This window comes from Bradyrhizobium sp. I71 (assembly GCF_022354745.1).
In the GTDB taxonomy this organism is placed as follows: domain Bacteria; phylum Pseudomonadota; class Alphaproteobacteria; order Rhizobiales; family Xanthobacteraceae; genus Bradyrhizobium; species Bradyrhizobium liaoningense.
In genome coordinates this window covers 7,098,750-7,116,786 of sequence record NZ_CP059398.1, presented here as the reverse complement: position 1 = coordinate 7,116,786, position 18,037 = coordinate 7,098,750, and the positions used below count along the sequence as shown (strand labels likewise).

Below are 18,037 nucleotides of genomic sequence, written 5' to 3'. Positions count from 1 at the left end.
ACCTCAAAAATCCGTCGACATCGACAAGAGCAGGGTTCGCGGCGCCCCTTGCGCCAGTGCCGAGTAGCTTGCGACTCCGGCCCAGTAATTGGTGTCGAACACGTTCTGAACCAGGGCCCGTAGCGTGACGGGCCGATTGTTGATGCGCGTGCTGTAGCGCGCGCCGAGATCGAGCCTGGTCCAGGCCGGAACGACCTGCACGTTTGCCGCATCCAGATACTGATGCCCGGTATAGATGGCATTTGCGACCAGCGTCAGTCCTGGCGCGAACGGGGTATCCCATTCGGTGGACAGATTGGCCTGCACCTGGGGCACGCCGATCGGCGTCTTGCCGAGATTGGCTAGCGTGCTCGTCTTTGTCAGCTCCGCGTCGATCAACGTCACGCCGCCGAGCACGCGAATTCCCGGCTGCACTTCTCCGAACACGGTGAATTCCACGCCACGATTGCGCTGTTCGGCATCCGCCCGGTAGACCTTGTCGAGGCCCAGCTGTCCCGAGGGTTTGGTGATCTCGAACAGGCTGATCGTGGTGGCGAGCAGGCCGAGATCGACCTTGACGCCTACTTCCTTCTGCTTGCTGAAATAGGGCGCCAGGACCTCGCCTTGATTGCTCGCCGTCGTCGGTGCGATGTCGCCTTTGCTGAGACCCTCGATGTAATTGGCGTAGAGCGAAACGTTGCTCCAGGGCTTGACGACGACGCCGACCATGGGCGTGTACGCCGTCTGATCGTAGGCGGAGGTCACGGCTCCCGTGGTGGTGTTGTAGTTGTTCGACTTGACGCCCTGTTGCCTGACGCCGAGGGTCAGCTGAAGGCGCTCCTGGAAAACCGACATGGTGTCGGCCAGCGCAAGACCGGTCAGCTCGGTGTCCGACAGCTTCGGCACGGCCGCGGGAGCCGGAACGAGCTGCTGGGGACGAGCGATCGGCGCATAGATGTTGGACAGCACCGGCGTGCCGTTCACCGAGCCGCGCGAAACCTCGTCAATGTAATAGCTGCCCTGGAAGGTCACGGCGTGACTGATCGCTGCGGTGTCGAACCGGGCGCGAAGGCCGGCGTCGGCCACGTTCCTGTCGATGTCGAATTTGAACCGTCCCGGCGTCGACGTGGTGTTGCCCGCCGCGTTCAGGATCGTCGGCGTGCCGAACAGACGATCGACCTGGGTCCTGCCACCGCCGGCATCAGCGAACACCGTCACGCTCTCAGTGACATCGTATTCGGCGCGCGCCAGCAGCGAGTTGTCGTGAACCTTGGCCCATTCCCAGGACTGCGTGACATTGCGCCGCCCGACCGGCGCCGTCGGGACGGCGACGCCCGTTGCGACGAGAAACGGCCTCGTGGGCGCGTCGAACTTTTCTTCCTGATCGATGAAGTCGAGCGAGGCTCTGAATTTCTCGCCGCGATAGTCGAACGCCGCGGAGCCGACATGCGCCTCCCGGGTCTGGTTGTCCAGCGGCGTATCGCCGTTGTGATAGCTGCCATTGACCCGAATGCCGAATTCGCGGTTCTCGCCGAACCGTCGGCTCACGTCGACATGGGTGCCGAGCTGGGTGCTCGTCGCATAGTCGGTCGTGACCCGCGTGAGGTCGACGTCCCCTGCGCGCTTCGGAACGATATTGATGGTGCCGCCGACGCTGCTGTTTGGCGCCATGCCGTAAAGCAGCGCAGTCGGGCCCTTGATGATCTCGATGCGCTCGACGTAGTCGGTGAACACACGGTAGTTCGGCGCAACGCCATAGACGCCGTTGAAGGCAATCTCTCCGACATTCCCCTCGCCGATCGGAAAGCCGCGGATGAAGAAGGAGTCGAGGATGCCGCCGGTCTGCCCCGTGAAACGGACCGAAGGATCGTTGCTGATGACGTCGGCGACGGTGACGGCCTGTTGATCTTCGATCTTCTTCGCCGTGTAGCTCGTGACGTTGAACGGCGTATCCATGAAATCCTTGTTGCCGAGCAAGCCGACCTGTCCGCCGCGGGCCACCTGCCCGCCTGCATAGGTCGGCGGCAGTGCACCGGGCCTCGCAGCCGTGGGGGTCGCTTCTGCCTGCAACTTGGCCCGATCATTCGCAGGCGCGCCGCGGCCCGCCCTCCTGACTGGATTGGCCCGTGGACGCACGCGCGGCTTCGGCGCGTCCGCGGTGACGGTCACCGCTGGCAAAGTCGACTGCTCCGCCCCCGTCCCGGCGCTTTGCGCGTTGGTGCCGTGCACGAGGCCGTCGGCGAACAAGGCGATGGAGACCAGGGAGGCAGCGAATGCCGCAGGGCTGGAAAACCTCGGAGACGCTTTGACGGTAGACGCCAGAACAGCAATGGAACGGCAAATGACTTTCGACGGCATCTCGCGACAGCTTCCGGTTTGATGAATACCGGAGCGACGTGATGTGGGAACCCTCACCGAGTCAACGAAAGGGCCTTTATTTTCAGTAGTTTAGAATAAGACAAGATCTAAATATGGGGAGAAGCGCCGGGTTGGTGGCCGCGCAGCACCCCTGGATCGCAACCGGCTCGGCGCAGGCGCCGGCTGCCGTCTCAATCACTCCGCGGAGGCCTTGGCGTGGCGCTCGGAGGATTCGAGCGCTGCCTGGGTCAGGCTGCGTCGGCGCCAGATGTAGCCGACCACCAGCACGACCACGACGCCGAGCACGGCACAGAGATATTCGCCGCCTGCCCCGCCATGTCCGAACTGCGGCGGGATGCGCAGCGCGCCGAGCATGCTGTCCAGCGAGGTGCCCAGCGGGCCGTCGAGCAGCGTGTGCAGCCTCGGCGCGACGCCCGGGTCGGTCGCGATCACCTCGCCCGCGACCCAGCCGAGCAGCGCAGCGCCAGCCCAGACCAGGACCGGCAGCTTTGCGAGCAGCGCCATGATCAGCGCGGCGCCGGCGACGATCAACGGCACGCTGATGGCGAGGCCGAGGATCAGGAGCGGCACGCTGCCATTGGCCGCGGCAGCGACGGCAATGACGTTGTCGAGACTCATGACGATGTCGGCGACCACGACGATCTGGATGGCGTGCCACAGATGCGAGGCTGATTCGACGTCGTCCTCGTCATCGTTTTCCGGTACCAGCAGCTTGGCCGCGATCACGATCAGTGCGAGACCGCCGATGAGCTTGAGGTACGGCAGCCCCATCAGGGTGGCGACGATGCCGGTGAAGATGATCCGCAGCATCACCGCTGCGCCGGCGCCGAAGATCATGCCCCAGAGCCGGTGGCGCGGCGAGAGCCCGCGGCAAGCGAGCGCGATCACCAGCGCGTTGTCGCCGGAGAGCAGGATGTTGATCCAGATGATCTTGCCGACCGCAATCCAGAAGGTCGGTTCGGCCATCTCGTTGCGGAACTGGGTGAAGAATGCCCCGATCGTAGCGGGATCGAAGATCTGCCAGAGCCAGTCCACAATGAGTCCTTTCGCCCGTCGTCCCTAACCTGTCGGCCGATCGATCAGCCGACGATCTCGTTGCCCGAGAAGAACTGCGCGATCTCGATCGCGGCCGTCTCCGGCGCATCCGAACCGTGCACCGAGTTCTCGCCGATCGACTTTGCGTAGAGCTTGCGGACGGTGCCCTCGGCGGCCTTGGCCGGATCGGTCGCGCCCATCACCTCGCGGTACTTGGCGATCGCACCCTCGCCTTCCAGAACCTGAACCACGACCGGGCCGGAGGTCATGAACGCGACGAGCTCGCCGAAGAACGGGCGCGCCTTGTGGACGGCGTAGAAGGTCTCGGCCTGCTCCTTGGTCATGCGGATGCGCTTCTGCGCGACGATGCGCAGGCCCGCCTTCTCGATCACGGCGTTGACCGCGCCGGTCAGGTTACGCTCGGTCGCGTCGGGCTTGATGATCGAGAAAGTGCGTTCGATGGCCATAATGTTGTCCTTGGAAAGAAAGCGGTGGTTCGGAGGTTGCGGGGCTTATATCGGCGCCTTTGCCGGACGGCAAGCGACCCGCCGAAACGGTCCGCACAGGCGCTTGCCGCGGGGGCGGCTGCCAATTCCAGCATGGATGACAACGATTTCACCCAGATGAACCCAATCTGAAACCGCCGTCAGGGATCGGTTCAGCTTCACCGGCGTAAGGTCAGGCCCATCGAAACCGAAGCCTGATCACCAGGCGGATCGTTTCGGCGGCCTTTCCATCGACGCGATAGCCCCGCGCCGGCAGTCTTTAGGAGATCATCATGTGGAGGAAACTTTCGCTTGCCGCCGTCGCCGCGGTCGCGCTGGGTGCCGCGCTGGCACCGACCTCGGCCTCCGCGCACTGGCACGGCGGCCGGGGCTGGCACGGCGGCGGCTGGCACCACGGCCACGGCTGGGGCGGACCGCGCTTCTACGCCGGCGGCCCCGTCTCCTACGGCTATGGCGGCTGCTATGTGCGCCGGCTGGTCCCGACCCCCTGGGGACCCCGCTGGCGGCTGATCAACCGCTGCTACTGAGCCCGTCAGCACCTTCCCGAGGGTACCCAAGCCCCCCAGGTACCTTCCAGGAGAAGCCCCGGCGCCCCCTCGCCGGGGCTTTGCCTTGAGCGGAAAAGGCTTGGTTCATACAATTTTTACGAGAATGCCCGGCATCGCCCGCCGCCGGCGAAACTATTTGGGCGGCAATGACTTGGTACCGTGTCCTTACTTTAAGAGCACGGAACCCTGTGATGGCTAGCCTCCTTGCCAATGACAGCGAACAGATCGACCGGCGGACCAGTCGCTCGATTTGCGATGCCGTGGGCGAGCGGCTGCAGCAGAGCCTCCGCCCCGAGCCTCGCCTCCCGACCCATCTCGAGCAGCTCCTCAACGAATTGAGGCAGCGCGAGCGGGAGCCGCACTGACGGAAAAACGAGTTGCGTTCGACGCGCCTTGCGGTGACAAGGCCGCATGCTGTCCATCACCGATCTCTCCATCCGTCTCGCCGGACGCCTTTTGATCGACCAGAGTTCCGTGCAGATCACGCCCGGATCACGCGTCGGCTTGGTCGGGCGCAACGGCACCGGCAAGTCGACGCTGTTCAAGGTGATCCGCGGAGAGCTCGCGGCCGAGCACGGCTCGGTGACCCTTCCACCGCGCTGGCGCATCGGCAGCCTCGCGCAGGAGGCGCCGAACGGCCCCGAAAGCCTGATCACGGTCGTGCTCAAGGCCGATCTCGAACGCGATGCGCTGCTCGCCGAAGCCGAAAGCGCGACCGATCCGCACCGGATCGCCGAGATCCAGACCCGGCTCGTCGACATCGACGCGCATTCGGCGCCGAGCCGCGCCGCCGCGATCCTCTCCGGCCTCGGCTTCTCGGCTGCCGATCAGCTGCGCCCCTGCGCCGAATTCTCCGGCGGCTGGCGCATGCGCGTCGCGCTCGCCGCCACGCTGTTCGCGGCCCCTGACCTTCTGCTGCTCGACGAGCCCACCAACTATCTCGACCTCGAAGGCACGCTGTGGCTGGAGGATCACCTCGCGCATTATCCGCGCACGGTGATCGTGATCAGCCATGACCGCGACCTCCTGGAAAGCTCGGTCGACCAGATCCTGCATCTGGAGCGCGGCAAGCTCACGCTCTACAAGGGCACCTATTCCTCCTTCGAGGAGCAGCGCGCTGCGCGCGAGCTGCTCGACGCGAAGGCGGTCAAGCGCCAGGAGGCCGAGCGTGCGCGCCTGCAGGCCTTCGTCGATCGCTTCAAGGCGAAGGCCTCCAAGGCGCGCCAGGCGCAATCGCGCGTCAAGATGCTGGAGCGGCTGAAGCCGATCACGGCGCTGGTCACCGAGGACGTACGCGAGATCAGCTTTCCGGCGCCGGAGAAGATCCTGTCGCCGCCGATCATCGCGGTCGACAACACCTCGGTCGGTTACGATCCGGCCAACGCCGTGCTGAACCGCGTCACCCTGCGCATCGACAATGACGACCGCATCGCGTTGCTCGGCGCCAACGGCAACGGCAAATCGACGCTGGTCAAACTGCTCGCCGGACGCCTCGCGCCGTTCTCGGGCAAGGTGACGCGCGCGGACAAGCTGTCGATCGCCTATTTCGCGCAGCACCAGCTCGACGAGCTCAACGAGGACGCCTCCGCCTACGATCACGTCCGTAAGCTGATGGGCGATGCGCCGGAGGCGAAAGTGCGCGCCCGCGCCGGCGCGATGGGCTTCTCCGGCAAGGCCGCCGACACCAAGGCCGGCAAATTGTCGGGCGGCGAGAAGGCGCGGCTCTTGCTGGGGCTTGCGACCTTCTTCGGCCCCAACATGATCATCCTGGACGAGCCGACCAACCATCTCGACATCGACAGCCGCGCCGCGCTGGCGGAAGCCATCAACGAATTCCCCGGCGCCGTCATCATGGTCTCGCACGACCGCTACCTGATCGAGGCCTGCGCCGATCGGCTCTGGATCGTCGCCGACCGCACCGTGACCAATTACGACGGCGACCTCGACGAATACCGCCGCCTGGTGCTGTCCACACGCAACGGCGAGCCCGCCCCGCGCGAACGCAGCGCCGCGAGCGAGAAGCCGCAACGCGTGAGGTCGGACAATCGCGGCTCGCTGAAGAAGCGCATCGCGGAAGCCGAAGCCGAGATCGCCCGCGTCACCGACATCATCGCCAAGATCGACATCGCTCTCGCCCTGCCCGACATTTTCACGCGCGATCCCAAGCAGGCCGCGCAGCTGTCGAAGGCACGCGCCAACGCGGCCGACGCGCTGGCGCGCGCGGAGGAGCAATGGTTGGAGGCAAGCACGCAGTTTGACGAGGCGGCGGGGTAAAGCCTCCCCGGCGAGGCCACCTCATCAAAACCTGCAAAACAACCCCATGCACAGTACGGGTATTAAAACACCCATCACTTACTCTTTGCACAGCCTACTCTTTACCAACTCAGTCGGCGTCCTCCAGCCTGGCGACCGTGCGCCGGAATCGCTCAGTCCGCGTATTGCCCGGCTGCCTTGATGATCGGCGCCCAGCGGTCGATCTCGCTCGTCAGCATCGCGCCCAGCGCCTCGGGCGTCGCCTTGTCCTGCGGGACCGGCTCGGTGTTGATGTCGTTGAACCGGGCGATCAGCGCCGGATCCTTGAGTGCGGTCTGGAGCGCGACCGTCAGCTTCTGAACGATCGCCGGCGACGTGCCCTTTGGCGCATAGATGCCGTGCCAGACGCCGAGCTCGAAGCCTTTGAGGCCGGCCTCGTCGGCCGTCGGCAGATCTGGCAGGCTCTTCAGCCGCTCCTTGGTGGTGATCGCATAGGCCTTGACCTGCTTGGCCGTGATCGGACCGGTGGTGTTCGTCGCCTGATCGCAGGTGAGATCGATCTGCTTGCCGAGCAGATCGTTCATGATCGGGCCGTTGCCCTTGTAGGGCACCGTGGTGAGCTGCTTCTGGATCGCCGTCATGAACAGCATGCCGCAGAGATGCGATGCCGCTCCAAGGCCGGCATTGGCGTAGGTCAGCTTGTCGCCCTGCTGCTGGGCGTAGGCGACCAGTTCCTTGAGCGTGTTGGCCGGAAAATCCGGACGCGCGATGATGGTCATCGGCGCGTTGGTCACGAGCCCGATCGGCGCAAAGGCCGTCTTCGTGTCATAGCTCAGATTGCGGTACAGCGTAGCTGCAGTCGAGATGCCGACATGATGGATCAACAGCGTGTAACCGTCCGGCTGAGCGCGCGCGGCGCGGGTCGTGCCGATGGTGCCGCCGGCGCCGGTCGCGTTCTCGACGATGACCTGCTGTCCCAGGGATTTCGCCATGCCTGCCGCGGTCAGGCGCGCGATGGTGTCGGTCGGCCCGCCCGCGGCGAACGGCACCAGCATCGTGATGGGCCTCGTCGGATAGTCCTGGGCGACTGCCGGGCCGAGCGACAGAAGCAGAGCCGAGATGATCGCGGTGAAGCGCATGCTTTCCTCCAATTTTTTGTTGCTCCATATGAGCGCATTCCGGGCCGCGCGGCCACCGGGAAAGCGGACGTCGTCAGAAGTGTTGCAATTGCGATCGGCGCCGCCGGCAGGAAGCCACGGCGCACGGTCTTGTCTGGCGGGCGGGAACGGCTTCACAAGTTCCACGGCAGAGCCAACTGCTTGCGGATCGGGTCCCGCATCGGCAAATTAATGCCGCCTTGCGGAGGGATCGCGGATGCCGGCCGACTTTGAACAGAGGCGAGAGGCGCTTGTCGGCCTGATCTATGACGCCGTGCTCGACGCTTCGCTCTGGAGCGCGGCTCTGGAAGGCATCGCGGATATCACTCACAGTGCCGCCGCGCTGATCCACGGCTACAGCGTCGATCACAAATTGTACACGTTCCACAACCTCGGCCGGATCGACCCCGAGTGCAAGCGGCGCCACGAACTCTATCATGTCAGCAATCCGTGGATGCGGTCGAGCCGATTTCCGGCAGGCCAGATGGTGCATACGGATGACCTGATCGAGCTGTCGCAGCTCAAGCGAACCGCTTTCTATGACGACGTTCTCCGCCCGCAGAACCTCGCGCATGGCCTGATCGTCAACGTGGTCAGCCGTCGGGAATTCCGCGTCTCGCTCAATGTCGAACGAAGCGAGACGAGCGGACCGTTCAGCGCACGAGACCGCGCAATCTTGAGCTCGCTGTTGCCGCATCTGCGCCGCGCCTGCGAGCTGCGGCTGCGCATGCTCGACTACCAGGAGGCCGCCCAGACGGAGCGCGACGCACTCGACGCGTTGTCGACTGGAATCGTGGTGTTCGATGCCGGGCAGCGTGTGCTGTTCGCAAACTCGGCGGCTCGGGCCCGTGCCGAAGAAGTCTCGCTGCGCCTCGACGCCGGCTGCGCGCCTTCGGGCCCTTCAGCGAACGAGCTCCGCGCCGTGCTCGCGGACACCCTCCGCGGCGAGACCGTAGGAACGTGTCGGCTGTTACACCCGAGCGGCCGGGAGATTCGGATCACCGTGACACCGGTGAAGGGGCGCGCGTTCGCACATCCCTCCCACCACAAGAGAGCATCCCCCGCAGCAATCGCGCTCCTGGGCGACGTCTCGCGAAGCCGCGATGCCGCCAGCGCGCTGCTGGCAGCCCGGCACGGCCTGACGGCGGCCGAGTTGCGGGCGGCAGCCGCGCTGGCCCAAACCAGCGGCATGGAGGCAGCCGCGGCCATGCTTGGCCTCAGCCGCAACACGCTCAAGACTCACGCCAAGCGGATCTATGCGAAGACCGGCGTCCGTGGCCACGCCGAGCTGGTTCAGTCGATTGCGCAAATCGCCCAAACCCTCGATCCACCGACGTGAAATTGGGCTGATCCGCAAGGGAGCTGCGATCACCCCTGGGGGTGACGACGGACGATCGGCCGAGACGGACAATCCGCCGCTTTTCGCGAGGAGACCGAACATGATCCGCTTGGCGCTTGCGTTGCTCTCGCTTCTGTCGCTGGCCCACCCCCTGCATTCGGAGCCGCGATATCCCCAATCGACCATTCGGATCGTACTCGGGTTCAGTGCGGGAAGCGCGCCCGACGTCGCCGCCCGCATCCTCGCCGACCAATTTGCGGCAACGTGGGGCAAGCCGGTCGTCATCGAGAACATGCTCGGAGCGGGTGGCAACATCGCGGCGGACCACGTCGCGAAGTCAACACCGGATGGCGCCACGCTGCTGATGGCAGGCAATGCGGCAATCGTCATCAACCCGTCGCTCTACGCCAGGCTGCCATATGATCCGGTGCGCGATCTGATCCCCGTGGCGCAGGTCACGGTCGTACCGAACATCCTGGTCCTGAACAGGGACGTGCCGGCGGCGAGCGTCCAGGAGCTGGTCGATTTGGCGCGGCGCAGCCCCGGCACCCTCACCTTCGCCTCGGCTGGAGCGGGTACCTCGACCCATTTGGCCGGCGAGCTGTTCCAGACCATGGCCGGAATCAAGCTCCAGCACGTGCCGTATCGCGACAGCGCGACGCTGTTGAACGACCTCATTGCCGGCCGCGTGACGATGTTCTTCGGCAGCATCGCCTCGGTGCTGCCGCATGTCCGCGACGGCAGCGTGCGCGCTCTGGCGATCACATCGCTGCGGCGCTCACCGGCCGCGCCCGATGTGCCGACGCTGGATGAGCTCGGCTTTCGCGGCTTTGATGCGACCGCCTGGTTCGGCTTGATGGCACCGGCCGGAACGCCGGCTGCGATCGTCGCACTCCTGCATGAGGAGGCCCAGAAGGCCGTGGCAGCGCCGGCTGCCCGACAGAAGTTCGCGGCGCTCGGCATGGAAACGGTGACGCGTACGCCGAGCGAGTTCGGCGACCAGATCCGGGCCGAGGCTCCGAAATGGGCTGAACTGATCAGGCGGGTGGGAATCGCGCCGATCCAGTGATCGGCGGCCGAAGGCCGAGCCCTCAGGCCGCGTGCTTTTTCTTCGGCTTCACCGCCCTCGGCACCGGCTGCGGCTCGGGATTGCCCTCGATCGAGGACAGGCGTCCGGCGGAGAAGGTGTAGATGCCGGCGCGCGGGCCGGTGGTCCAGGTGACGACGGCGACCCGTCGGCCGATGGCGTCGGTGGACAGGTTGACGTTCGAAGGCGCGCCGATGCCGCGCACCACGTCGCACTCGGTATGCCCGAGCGCGACCGTGCCGCCCATCGGTGCGGGGGCCGTCGTCGACGCATTGGCGTCGGCGGGCCCGGGAGGCGGCGCCATGCCCGGACAGGCGCCATCGGCGCTGACGAGGTCCTCGGCTCCCACCGGCTTGTCAGGCGTGAGCGGCGGCGATTCGATCGAGATGTTCTTGATGAAGAGACGGCCCGGCTTCTGGAACCATTCTGCGTCCTTCGACAGCAGATCAGTGCCGCCTGAGCAGCCCGCGACCAGCGGTGCCACGGCGGCCAACGCAATCATGAGCGAGCCGGGAAGCTTTTGATGTCGCACGATAAACCAATTCCCCGCCTGAAGGACCAGCCCTAAACGATTGTCCCAACATCCCTTTGCGGCACGAAGGTGGCCGAAGCCAGTATCGTTCGAAAAGTGCAAATTATCATTAATTGCTGACGGCCGCTAATTTCGCTTCTGCCACCGGCCCCGGTCGTCGGCCTGCCAGTAGGTGACATCAAATCCCCGCGCCTTGCAATCGGTCCAGGCCGCGCGGGCGAGCGCAAGCGCATCCGGATCGTCGCCGTCGAACAGCAGCACCATGCGCTCGTAGCCCTGCGAGTCCTCCGGCAGCACGGCATTCTCGATCAGGAAGCGGACATTGGCACCGTTGGGATTCCCCCCCTCGATCGCCAGCACGATCGGCTGATCGGCAACGTCGTTCACCCGCCATGTCGCGTGCGGCAGGAAAGAGTCGTCGCGATAGGTCCACAAATGCGAATCGAGCGCATCGGCGCGTTCCTCCGAGCTCGACTGCACCACGACGCGCCATCCGCGCTCGAGCGATTTCTCGAGAAGCGGCGGCAACACATTCTCCACCGTCATGTTTTGGAGATGGTAGAACAATACTTCAGTCATCTCGGATCATTTGCGCTCGTAATGGTCGGAGACCAGGCGATCGAGCAGGCGGACGCCGTAGCCGCTTCCCCAGCTCTGGTTGATGTCGGTCTTCGGCGCGCCCATGGCGGTGCCTGCGATGTCGAGATGCGCCCAGGGCGTGCCGTCGACGAAGCGCTGGAGGAACTGCGCCGCAGTGATCGAGCCGCCATGGCGGCCGCCGGTGTTCTTCATGTCGGCAAACTGGGAATCGATCAGCTTGTCGTATTCGGGGCCGAGCGGCATCCGCCAGACCTTCTCCCCACTCTCGACGCCGGCCACGAGCAGCCGGTCGGCGAGTTCGTCATTGTTGGAGAACATGCCGGCGTGCTCGGTGCCGAGCGCCACCATGATCGCGCCGGTCAGCGTCGCCAGGTCCACCATGAATTTGGGCTTCGCCTTCTTGGCAACGTACCAGAGCACGTCGGCGAGCACGAGGCGGCCCTCCGCGTCGGTATTGATGATCTCGATGGTCTGACCGGACATCGAGGTCACGATGTCGCCCGGCCGCTGGGCGTTGCCGTCGGGCATGTTCTCGACGAGGCCGATGGCGCCGACCACGTTGACCTTGGCTTTACGCGCAGCGAGCGCATGCATCAGGCCCACGACGCAGGCCGCGCCGCCCATGTCGCCCTTCATGTCCTCCATGCTGCCGGCCGGCTTGATCGAGATGCCGCCGGTGTCGAAACAGACGCCCTTGCCGACAAAAGCGACCGGCGCCTCGCCTTTCTTGCCGCCGTCCCAGCGCATGATCACGGTGCGGCTCGGCCGCGCCGAGCCCTGGCCGACGCCGAGCAGCGCACCCATGCCGAGCTTCTGCATCGCCTTGACGTCGAGCACCTCGACCTTGACGCCAAGCTTGCGGAGCTGACCGGCGCGGCGCGCGAACTCCTCGGGGAAAAGCACGTTCGGCGGCTCGTTGACGAGGTCGCGCGCGATGATCACGCCGTCGATGACGTGGGCGGCCGAGGCAAACGCCTTTTTCGCAGCACCGGCATCGCCCACCGCAAGCGAGATGTCGGCGCGCGAGCCGCCCTCCTCGCCCTCCTTCTTCTTCGTCTTGTAGCGGTCGAACTTGTAGGTGCGTAAGCGAAGGCCCGAGGCGATCGCCACCGCCTGCTCGCTCGTCATCGCGCCGCCGGGCAGCTCCGCCATGATGGTCATGGCGCTGGTGCCGGAGGGCAGCTTGCTCGCTGCCACCCCGCCGAATTTGAGGAAATCGTTCGCCTTCAGGCCGGTCGCCTTGCCGGCGCCGATCACGATCAGCCGGGTCGCCTTCACGCCCTCCGGCGCCAGGATGTCCAGCGCGGCCGCGCTCTTACCTCTGAAGGCAGCGGCGGCGGCCGCGCGCTTCACAAGTTCGACAGCGCCGCCCAGTGCCTTGGCCGTCGCCGGGCCGAGCTTCAGGTCGTCATCGCAGAACACCACAAGGATGCCACGGGGGGCGGCAGACAAGGGGACAAAGCCGACCTTGATGGCATCGGACATAGATAACTCCTTTAATGCATGTAACTTTTCGCCGTTCGGCGGTGCCGGCCCCAGCCGAAGCTGAACGGCGATTCACTGAGGCTTGCCCTACTATGGGCCAGCGGCCCGCCCCATGCCAAGCGCCGCCGTGGCCGCCCGGCCACAACCTGCGAAATATTAACCATATATTGAAGGTGCCACGGGGCAGCCATTTTGTTGACGGATCAAAGGGATGGTAGTGAGAAAGTGAACCACCGGAAGAGCTGATGGCCAACCTTGGGGATCCCCTGATCGGGGATTGGTTGGACAGCCGGAATTCTGGTCGACATCGGGGCTGATGGGGATTCGTGCGGTAGCGCATGGGGTCGATCGATAGGTATATTTTCCGCACGACGCTGGCGTCGTTTGCGCTCGTCCTGGTCAGCCTCACCGGCGTGATCTGGATTACGCAGGCGTTGCGCGGCATCGACCTGATGACGAGCCAGGGTCAGACCATCCTCACCTTCCTCGGCATCACCAGCCTGGTCATCCCGGCCCTGGTCCTGATCATCTCGCCGATCGCGCTGATGATCGCGATCTCGCACACGCTGAACAAGCTCGCGACCGATTCCGAGATCATCGTGATGAATGCCGCCGGCTTCTCGCCGTTCCGGCTGTTCTATCCGTTCTTCTATGCCACCTGCGTGGTGGCGCTGCTGGTTGCCTTCATCGCGGCCTATCTCGCCCCCGACGGCATGCGGCGGATCAAGCAATGGGACGCCGAGATCACCGCGGACGTGCTCACCAACATCCTCCAGCCCGGCCGCTTCGCCCAGCTCGACAAGAACCTGACGATCCGGATCCGCGAGCGCCTGCCCGGCGGCATCCTCGCCGGCATCTTCATCGACGACCGCCGCGATCCCAACGAGCGCGTCTCGATCGTGGCCGAGCATGGCGAGGTCGTGAAGAACGAAACCGGCTCGTTCCTGGTGCTGGAGACCGGCAATCTCCAGCGCTTCGAGGCAGGCAAGCGCGATCCCGCGCTGGTGGCCTTCGGCCGCTACGGCTTCGACATGTCGAAGTTCTCGGGTCAGGGCCGCGACGTCACCCTCGGCATCCGCGAACGGTATCTCTGGGAGCTGTTCTCGCCGTCCGAGGACGATCCAGTCTACAAGCAGATTCCCGGCCAGTTCCGCTCGGCCCTGCACGACAGCATCCTGGCGCCGGTCTACCCCTTCGCCTTTGCGGTATTGACCTTCGCCTTCCTGGGCGCGCCTCGCACCACCCGCCAGAGCCGCAATTTCTCGATCGGCTCCTCGATCATCGCGGTGTTCGGCCTGCGGATGGCCGGCTTCGCCTGCTCGGTGATGGCGGTGAAATCTCCGGGCGCGGTGCTGGCCCAATACGCGATGGTCATGGGCGCCATCGGCGTCGGGATGTGGATGATTATCGGCGGCCTCGTGGTCGAGCCGCCCCCTGGCCTGATGGAGGCCATCAACAGGTCGAACGCACGGATCGCGCGGCTGTTCGGACGCCCGGCCGCCGCATGAGCATGCTCACCAACACACTCGGGCGCTATTTCGCCGGCCGCTTCGTGGTGGCGGCGCTTGGCGTGTTCGCCAGCATCTTCCTGCTGCTGGTACTGGTCGACTACATCGAGATGGTGCGCAAGACTTCGGGCCTCGCCTCCGCCTCCGCGATCATGGTGGCCGAGACCTCGCTGTTCCGGGTGCCGCAGCTGCTGGAGAAGCTGACGCCGTTTTGCATGCTGATCGGCGCCATGACCTGCTATCTCGCCCTCTCCCGCCGGCTCGAGCTCGTGGTGGCGCGCGCCGCCGGCATCTCCGCATGGCAGTTCATCTCGCCGGCGCTCGGCAGCGCGCTCTTGATCGGGGTGATCGCCACCGTCGCCTACAATCCGATGTCGGCCAATTTACGCGAAGCCTCCAAGCGCATGGAAGCCGAGCTGTTCGGCTCGGCGCCCGGCGGCGGCATCCAGGATGCCTCCGGCTTCTGGCTCAATCAGGTGACCAGCGACGGCCAGACGATCATCAATGCGGCGCGGAGCGAGCAGCAGGGCATCCGGCTCACGGGGCTCACGCTGTTCCGGTTTGACCCGGACCAGCACTTCAAGGAACGGGTCGAGGCGCGCGAGGCGACGCTCGAGGCCGGCCGTTGGCTGTTCAAGGGCGTCCGCCGCTTCTCACTGGACGCGCCGCCGATCGAGCAGGCCAGCCTGGAGATTCCCACCACGCTGACCGAGGCGCAGGTCCGCAACAGCTTTTCCACACCCGAGACTGTGTCTTTTTGGCAACTACCGAGCTACATCCGCTCCTCCGAAAGCTCGGGCTTCGCGACAGCCGGTTACCGACTCCAGTATCAGAAGCTTCTGGCACAGCCGTTTTTGCTTGCGGCCATGGTGATGCTCGCGGCCTCCGTGTCGTTGCGCTTCTTCCGGATGGGCGGCGTGCAGAAGATGGTTTTGAGTGGCGTGGGCGCAGGCTTTCTGCTCTACGTTCTGTCGAAAGTAACTGAGGATTTGAGCAAGGCTGAGTTGATGCATCCGATCGCTGCGGCGTGGTTGCCCGTTGTGGTGGGCGGCCTCACCGGCTTTTTGGCCTTGCTCTATCAGGAGGACGGATAGTGACTGCCGTCCACCGAGGGCTCGTGTCTCGTTTGACGCGGCGCACGTTGGTGCGTGCGGACGGGTGCGGCTGGTCCATTCGCAGGCTCCTGCTCGCTGTCGCCGCTGCCGCCTCGCTCGGCGGGCTGATCGGCGCTGCCACCGTGGCGCCGGCCAACGCCCAGAGCTTCACCTACAATCCGCTGCCGCCGCGTCCGAAGCCGCCGAGGGTCGCCAACGACAACCAGATGCTGGTTCAGGCGACCGAGGTCGACTACGACTACAACAACTCGCGCGTCTCCGCGGTCGGTAACGTCCAGCTGTTCTACAACGGCACCAGCGTCGAGGCCGACAGGGTCATCTACGACCAGAAGACCAAGCGGCTTCATGCCGAAGGCAACATCCGCATGACGGATGCCGACGGCAAGATCACCTATGCCGAGATCTTGGATCTCTCCGACGATTACCGCGACGGCTTCGTCGATTCGCTGCGCGTGGACACGGCCGACCAGACCCGCATGGCCGCGAGCCGCGCCGACCGCTCCAGCGGCAACTACACGGTGTTTGAGAACGGCGTCTACACCGCCTGCGCGCCGTGCAAGGACGATCCGAAGAAGCCGCCATTGTGGCAGGTCAAGGGTGCGCGCATCATCCACGACCAGCAGGAGAAGATGCTGTATTTCGAGACAGCACAGCTCGAATTCTTCGGCGTGCCGCTCGCCTACATGCCCTATTTCTCGACGCCCGACCCGACCGTGAAGCGGAAGAGCGGCTTCCTGATACCGGGTTATATTTCCGGCACGGACAACACGGGCTATGGCGTCGAGGTTCCCTATTATTGGGCGATCGCGCCCGACATGGACGCAACCTTCACCCCGCGCATCCTGTCGCGGCAAGGCGTGCTGCTGCAGGGCGAATTCCGACAGCGCCTGATCGACGGCGCCTACCAGATCCGCGCGTACGGCATCAACCAGCTCGATCCCGGAGCGTTTGCCGGGCAGCCCGGCGACCGCGACTTCCGCGGCGCCATCGACACCAAGGGTCAGTTCGCATTGAACGACAAATGGGTCTGGGGCTGGGACGGCGTCCTGATGTCCGACTATTATTTCTTCTCGGACTACCGGCTCTATCAGTACCGCGACCCGCTCGGCTCGTTCCTGCTGCTGCCGACGGAAGCGCTGTCGCAGCTCTATTTGACCGGCGTCGGCAACCGCAGCTTCTTCGATGCGCGCACGATGTACTGGCTGAGCTATTCGGGCAACCAGAGCCAGGTGCCGATCGTCTATCCGGTGATCGACTACTCCAACGTGCTCAACTATCCCGTGTTCGGCGGCGAGTTCAGCTACAAGACCAATTTCGTGAACCTGTCGCGTGACGAGGCGGTGTTCGATCCGATCACGACGGTCGCCAACACCAGCAGCCTGTGCACCACGGCGTCGGCCGATCCGCTGGCCCGTACGCCCTCGCAGTGCCTGCTGCGCGGCTTCCCCGGCACTTACACCCGCCTCACGGCGGAGGCGCAGTGGCGCAAATCCTTCACCGATCCGCTCGGCCAGATCTGGACGCCGTTCGCCAGCCTGCGCGCCGACGCGATCAACTCCTCGGTCTCCAACCAGCCCGGCGTGTCGAACTACCTGCCCGTCGGCGACACCCAGGCGTTCCGCCTGATGCCGACCGTAGGCTTGGAGTACCGTTATCCGTTCATCAACATCCAGCCCTGGGGCTCGACCACCATCGAGCCGATCGCGCAGATCATCATCCGCCCGAACGAGACCTATGCCGGCAAGCTGCCGAACGAGGACGCCCAGAGCATGGTGTTCGACACCTCGAACCTGTTCAGCGTGGACAAGTTCTCCGGCTACGACCGCGTCGAGGGCGGCGGCCGTGCCAATGTCGGCGTGCAGTCCACCACGCAGTTCGACCAGGGCGGCGCCGTCAAGGTGCTGTTCGGCCAGTCCTACCAGCTGTTCGGCCTGAACTCCTTCGCGGTCCAGGACACCATCAATACCGGCCTCGATTCCGGCCTCGACAAGCCGCGGTCCGATTACGTCGCGAGCGCAAGCTATTCGCCCAACAGCACCTACACGTTCAGCGTCCGCTCCCGCATGGACGAGCAGACCTGGAACGTGCAGCGCTTCGAGGCGGAAGGCCGCGCCAACTTCAATCGCTGGTCGGTCAGCATGCTGTACGGAAACTACGCGGCCCAGCCGGAGCTCGGCTATCTGACCCGCCGCGAGGGTATCCTGACCACAGGCTCGCTGAAGATCGCGACCAACTGGGTGGTGTCGGGGTCGGCGCGCTGGGACCTCGAGGCCAATAAGCTCAACCAGTATGTGGTCGGGGCCGGCTATGTCGACGATTGCTTCGTGCTGGCGGCGAACTACGTAACTTCGTATAGCTATTCCGCGGGCACCGCACCGCCCGTGCTGAGCCACGCGTTCATGTTCCAAATCGGCCTGCGCACGCTGGCGAACTCGTCGACGACCAGCAGTTCCTCCGGCCTCCAGTGAACGGTTTGAAGTGCCGGCCGCGTTTGCCCCATCACGACGCGGTTGA

At 65.0% G+C, this 18,037-nt stretch carries 15 protein-coding genes; 8 read left to right on the top strand and 7 right to left on the bottom strand.

Annotation, left to right across the window (positions count from 1 at the left end; all coding sequences use genetic code 11):
* Window positions 1-3: 3 nt before the first annotated feature.
* The 3 genes from FJV43_RS33735 to ndk all read right to left on the bottom strand — a co-directional run bounded on the left by FJV43_RS33735 (window position 4) and on the right by ndk (window position 3,860).
* A complete protein-coding gene (locus FJV43_RS33735) occupies window positions 4-1,935 on the bottom strand; it encodes a TonB-dependent receptor (protein ID WP_239629731.1) in 1,932 nt (643 codons plus the stop codon).
* Between the two features lie 597 nt (window positions 1,936-2,532).
* Entirely contained in the window at window positions 2,533-3,393 is an 861-nt protein-coding gene (locus tag FJV43_RS33730) for a TerC family protein (protein WP_239623263.1), read from the bottom strand.
* Between the two features lie 44 nt (window positions 3,394-3,437).
* Complete coding sequence (ndk, locus tag FJV43_RS33725) at window positions 3,438-3,860, bottom strand: nucleoside-diphosphate kinase (protein ID WP_035670008.1); 423 nt, start codon at window positions 3,858-3,860, stop codon at window positions 3,438-3,440.
* Between the two features lie 311 nt (window positions 3,861-4,171).
* On the opposite strand from ndk, the gene FJV43_RS33720 reads away from it, so the two are divergent.
* The 3 genes from FJV43_RS33720 (at window position 4,172) to FJV43_RS33710 (ending at window position 6,721) form a co-directional block, all read left to right on the top strand.
* Window positions 4,172-4,426: a hypothetical protein gene (locus tag FJV43_RS33720; protein WP_028178706.1), complete on the top strand. Its 255-nt coding sequence runs from the start codon at window positions 4,172-4,174 to the stop codon at window positions 4,424-4,426.
* Window positions 4,427-4,638: 212 nt separating this feature from the next.
* A complete protein-coding gene (locus FJV43_RS33715) occupies window positions 4,639-4,812 on the top strand; it encodes a hypothetical protein (RefSeq protein ID WP_239623262.1) in 174 nt (57 codons plus the stop codon).
* Window positions 4,813-4,858: 46 nt separating this feature from the next.
* Window positions 4,859-6,721, top strand: a complete 1,863-nt coding sequence (locus FJV43_RS33710; protein ID WP_239623261.1) for an ABC-F family ATP-binding cassette domain-containing protein — start codon at window positions 4,859-4,861, stop codon at window positions 6,719-6,721.
* 152 nt (window positions 6,722-6,873) lie between these two features.
* On the opposite strand, the gene FJV43_RS33705 is transcribed toward FJV43_RS33710, so the two are convergent.
* Window positions 6,874-7,839: a tripartite tricarboxylate transporter substrate-binding protein gene (locus FJV43_RS33705; RefSeq protein ID WP_239623260.1), complete on the bottom strand. Its 966-nt coding sequence runs from the start codon at window positions 7,837-7,839 to the stop codon at window positions 6,874-6,876.
* Window positions 7,840-8,074: 235 nt separating this feature from the next.
* Between FJV43_RS33705 and FJV43_RS33700 the strand changes: the two genes are divergently transcribed.
* Together FJV43_RS33700 and FJV43_RS33695 are read left to right on the top strand one after the other, a co-directional pair.
* Entirely contained in the window at window positions 8,075-9,196 is a 1,122-nt protein-coding gene (locus tag FJV43_RS33700; RefSeq protein WP_239623259.1) for a helix-turn-helix transcriptional regulator, read from the top strand.
* Window positions 9,197-9,296: 100 nt separating this feature from the next.
* On the top strand, window positions 9,297-10,265 hold the full coding sequence (locus FJV43_RS33695; protein ID WP_239623258.1) for a tripartite tricarboxylate transporter substrate binding protein: 969 nt from the start codon (window positions 9,297-9,299) through the stop codon (window positions 10,263-10,265).
* A gap of 22 nt (window positions 10,266-10,287) precedes the next feature.
* On the opposite strand, the gene FJV43_RS33690 is transcribed toward FJV43_RS33695, so the two are convergent.
* The 3 genes from FJV43_RS33690 to FJV43_RS33680 form a co-directional block, all read right to left on the bottom strand.
* Window positions 10,288-10,776: a hypothetical protein gene (locus FJV43_RS33690; protein WP_239629729.1), complete on the bottom strand. Its 489-nt coding sequence runs from the start codon at window positions 10,774-10,776 to the stop codon at window positions 10,288-10,290.
* Window positions 10,777-10,941: 165 nt separating this feature from the next.
* Window positions 10,942-11,394, bottom strand: a complete 453-nt coding sequence (locus FJV43_RS33685) for a DNA polymerase III subunit chi (protein ID WP_239623257.1) — start codon at window positions 11,392-11,394, stop codon at window positions 10,942-10,944.
* A gap of 6 nt (window positions 11,395-11,400) precedes the next feature.
* Window positions 11,401-12,900 carry a leucyl aminopeptidase gene (locus tag FJV43_RS33680; protein WP_239623256.1) on the bottom strand — a complete coding sequence of 500 codons (1,500 nt, stop codon included), beginning with the start codon at window positions 12,898-12,900 and terminating at the stop codon, window positions 11,401-11,403.
* Window positions 12,901-13,238: 338 nt separating this feature from the next.
* Between FJV43_RS33680 and lptF the strand changes: the two genes are divergently transcribed.
* Genes lptF through FJV43_RS33665 form a run of 3 tightly spaced genes read left to right on the top strand, consistent with a single transcriptional unit; the run spans window position 13,239 to window position 17,991 of the window.
* On the top strand, window positions 13,239-14,408 hold the full coding sequence (lptF, locus tag FJV43_RS33675; protein WP_239623255.1) for an LPS export ABC transporter permease LptF: 1,170 nt from the start codon (window positions 13,239-13,241) through the stop codon (window positions 14,406-14,408).
* Window positions 14,405-15,502 carry an LPS export ABC transporter permease LptG gene (gene lptG, locus FJV43_RS33670; RefSeq protein ID WP_028178692.1) on the top strand — a complete coding sequence of 366 codons (1,098 nt, stop codon included), beginning with the start codon at window positions 14,405-14,407 and terminating at the stop codon, window positions 15,500-15,502. Before lptF ends, lptG begins: the two co-directional genes overlap by 4 nt.
* On the top strand, window positions 15,502-17,991 hold the full coding sequence (locus FJV43_RS33665; RefSeq protein WP_239623254.1) for an LPS-assembly protein LptD: 2,490 nt from the start codon (window positions 15,502-15,504) through the stop codon (window positions 17,989-17,991). Before lptG ends, FJV43_RS33665 begins: the two co-directional genes overlap by 1 nt.
* The last annotated feature ends 46 nt before the right edge of the window (window positions 17,992-18,037 follow it).

Excerpts from the sequence above, each read along its gene's own strand:
- lptF (WP_239623255.1), top strand. The coding sequence starts at position 13,239 with ATGGGGTCGATCGATAGGTATATTTTCCGCACGACGCTGGCGTCGTTT.
- FJV43_RS33735 (WP_239629731.1), bottom strand. The coding sequence starts at position 1,935 with ATGGATACGCCGTTCAACGTCACGAGCTACACGGCGAAGAAGATCGAA.
- ndk (WP_035670008.1), bottom strand. The coding sequence starts at position 3,860 with ATGGCCATCGAACGCACTTTCTCGATCATCAAGCCCGACGCGACCGAG.
- FJV43_RS33710 (WP_239623261.1), top strand. The coding sequence starts at position 4,859 with ATGCTGTCCATCACCGATCTCTCCATCCGTCTCGCCGGACGCCTTTTG.
- FJV43_RS33720 (WP_028178706.1), top strand. The coding sequence starts at position 4,172 with ATGTGGAGGAAACTTTCGCTTGCCGCCGTCGCCGCGGTCGCGCTGGGT.
- FJV43_RS33685 (WP_239623257.1), bottom strand. The coding sequence starts at position 11,394 with ATGACTGAAGTATTGTTCTACCATCTCCAAAACATGACGGTGGAGAAT.
- FJV43_RS33695 (WP_239623258.1), top strand. The coding sequence starts at position 9,297 with ATGATCCGCTTGGCGCTTGCGTTGCTCTCGCTTCTGTCGCTGGCCCAC.
- lptG (WP_028178692.1), top strand. The coding sequence starts at position 14,405 with ATGAGCATGCTCACCAACACACTCGGGCGCTATTTCGCCGGCCGCTTC.
- FJV43_RS33705 (WP_239623260.1), bottom strand. The coding sequence starts at position 7,839 with ATGCGCTTCACCGCGATCATCTCGGCTCTGCTTCTGTCGCTCGGCCCG.
- FJV43_RS33715 (WP_239623262.1), top strand. The coding sequence starts at position 4,639 with ATGGCTAGCCTCCTTGCCAATGACAGCGAACAGATCGACCGGCGGACC.
- FJV43_RS33700 (WP_239623259.1), top strand. The coding sequence starts at position 8,075 with ATGCCGGCCGACTTTGAACAGAGGCGAGAGGCGCTTGTCGGCCTGATC.
- FJV43_RS33680 (WP_239623256.1), bottom strand. The coding sequence starts at position 12,900 with ATGTCCGATGCCATCAAGGTCGGCTTTGTCCCCTTGTCTGCCGCCCCC.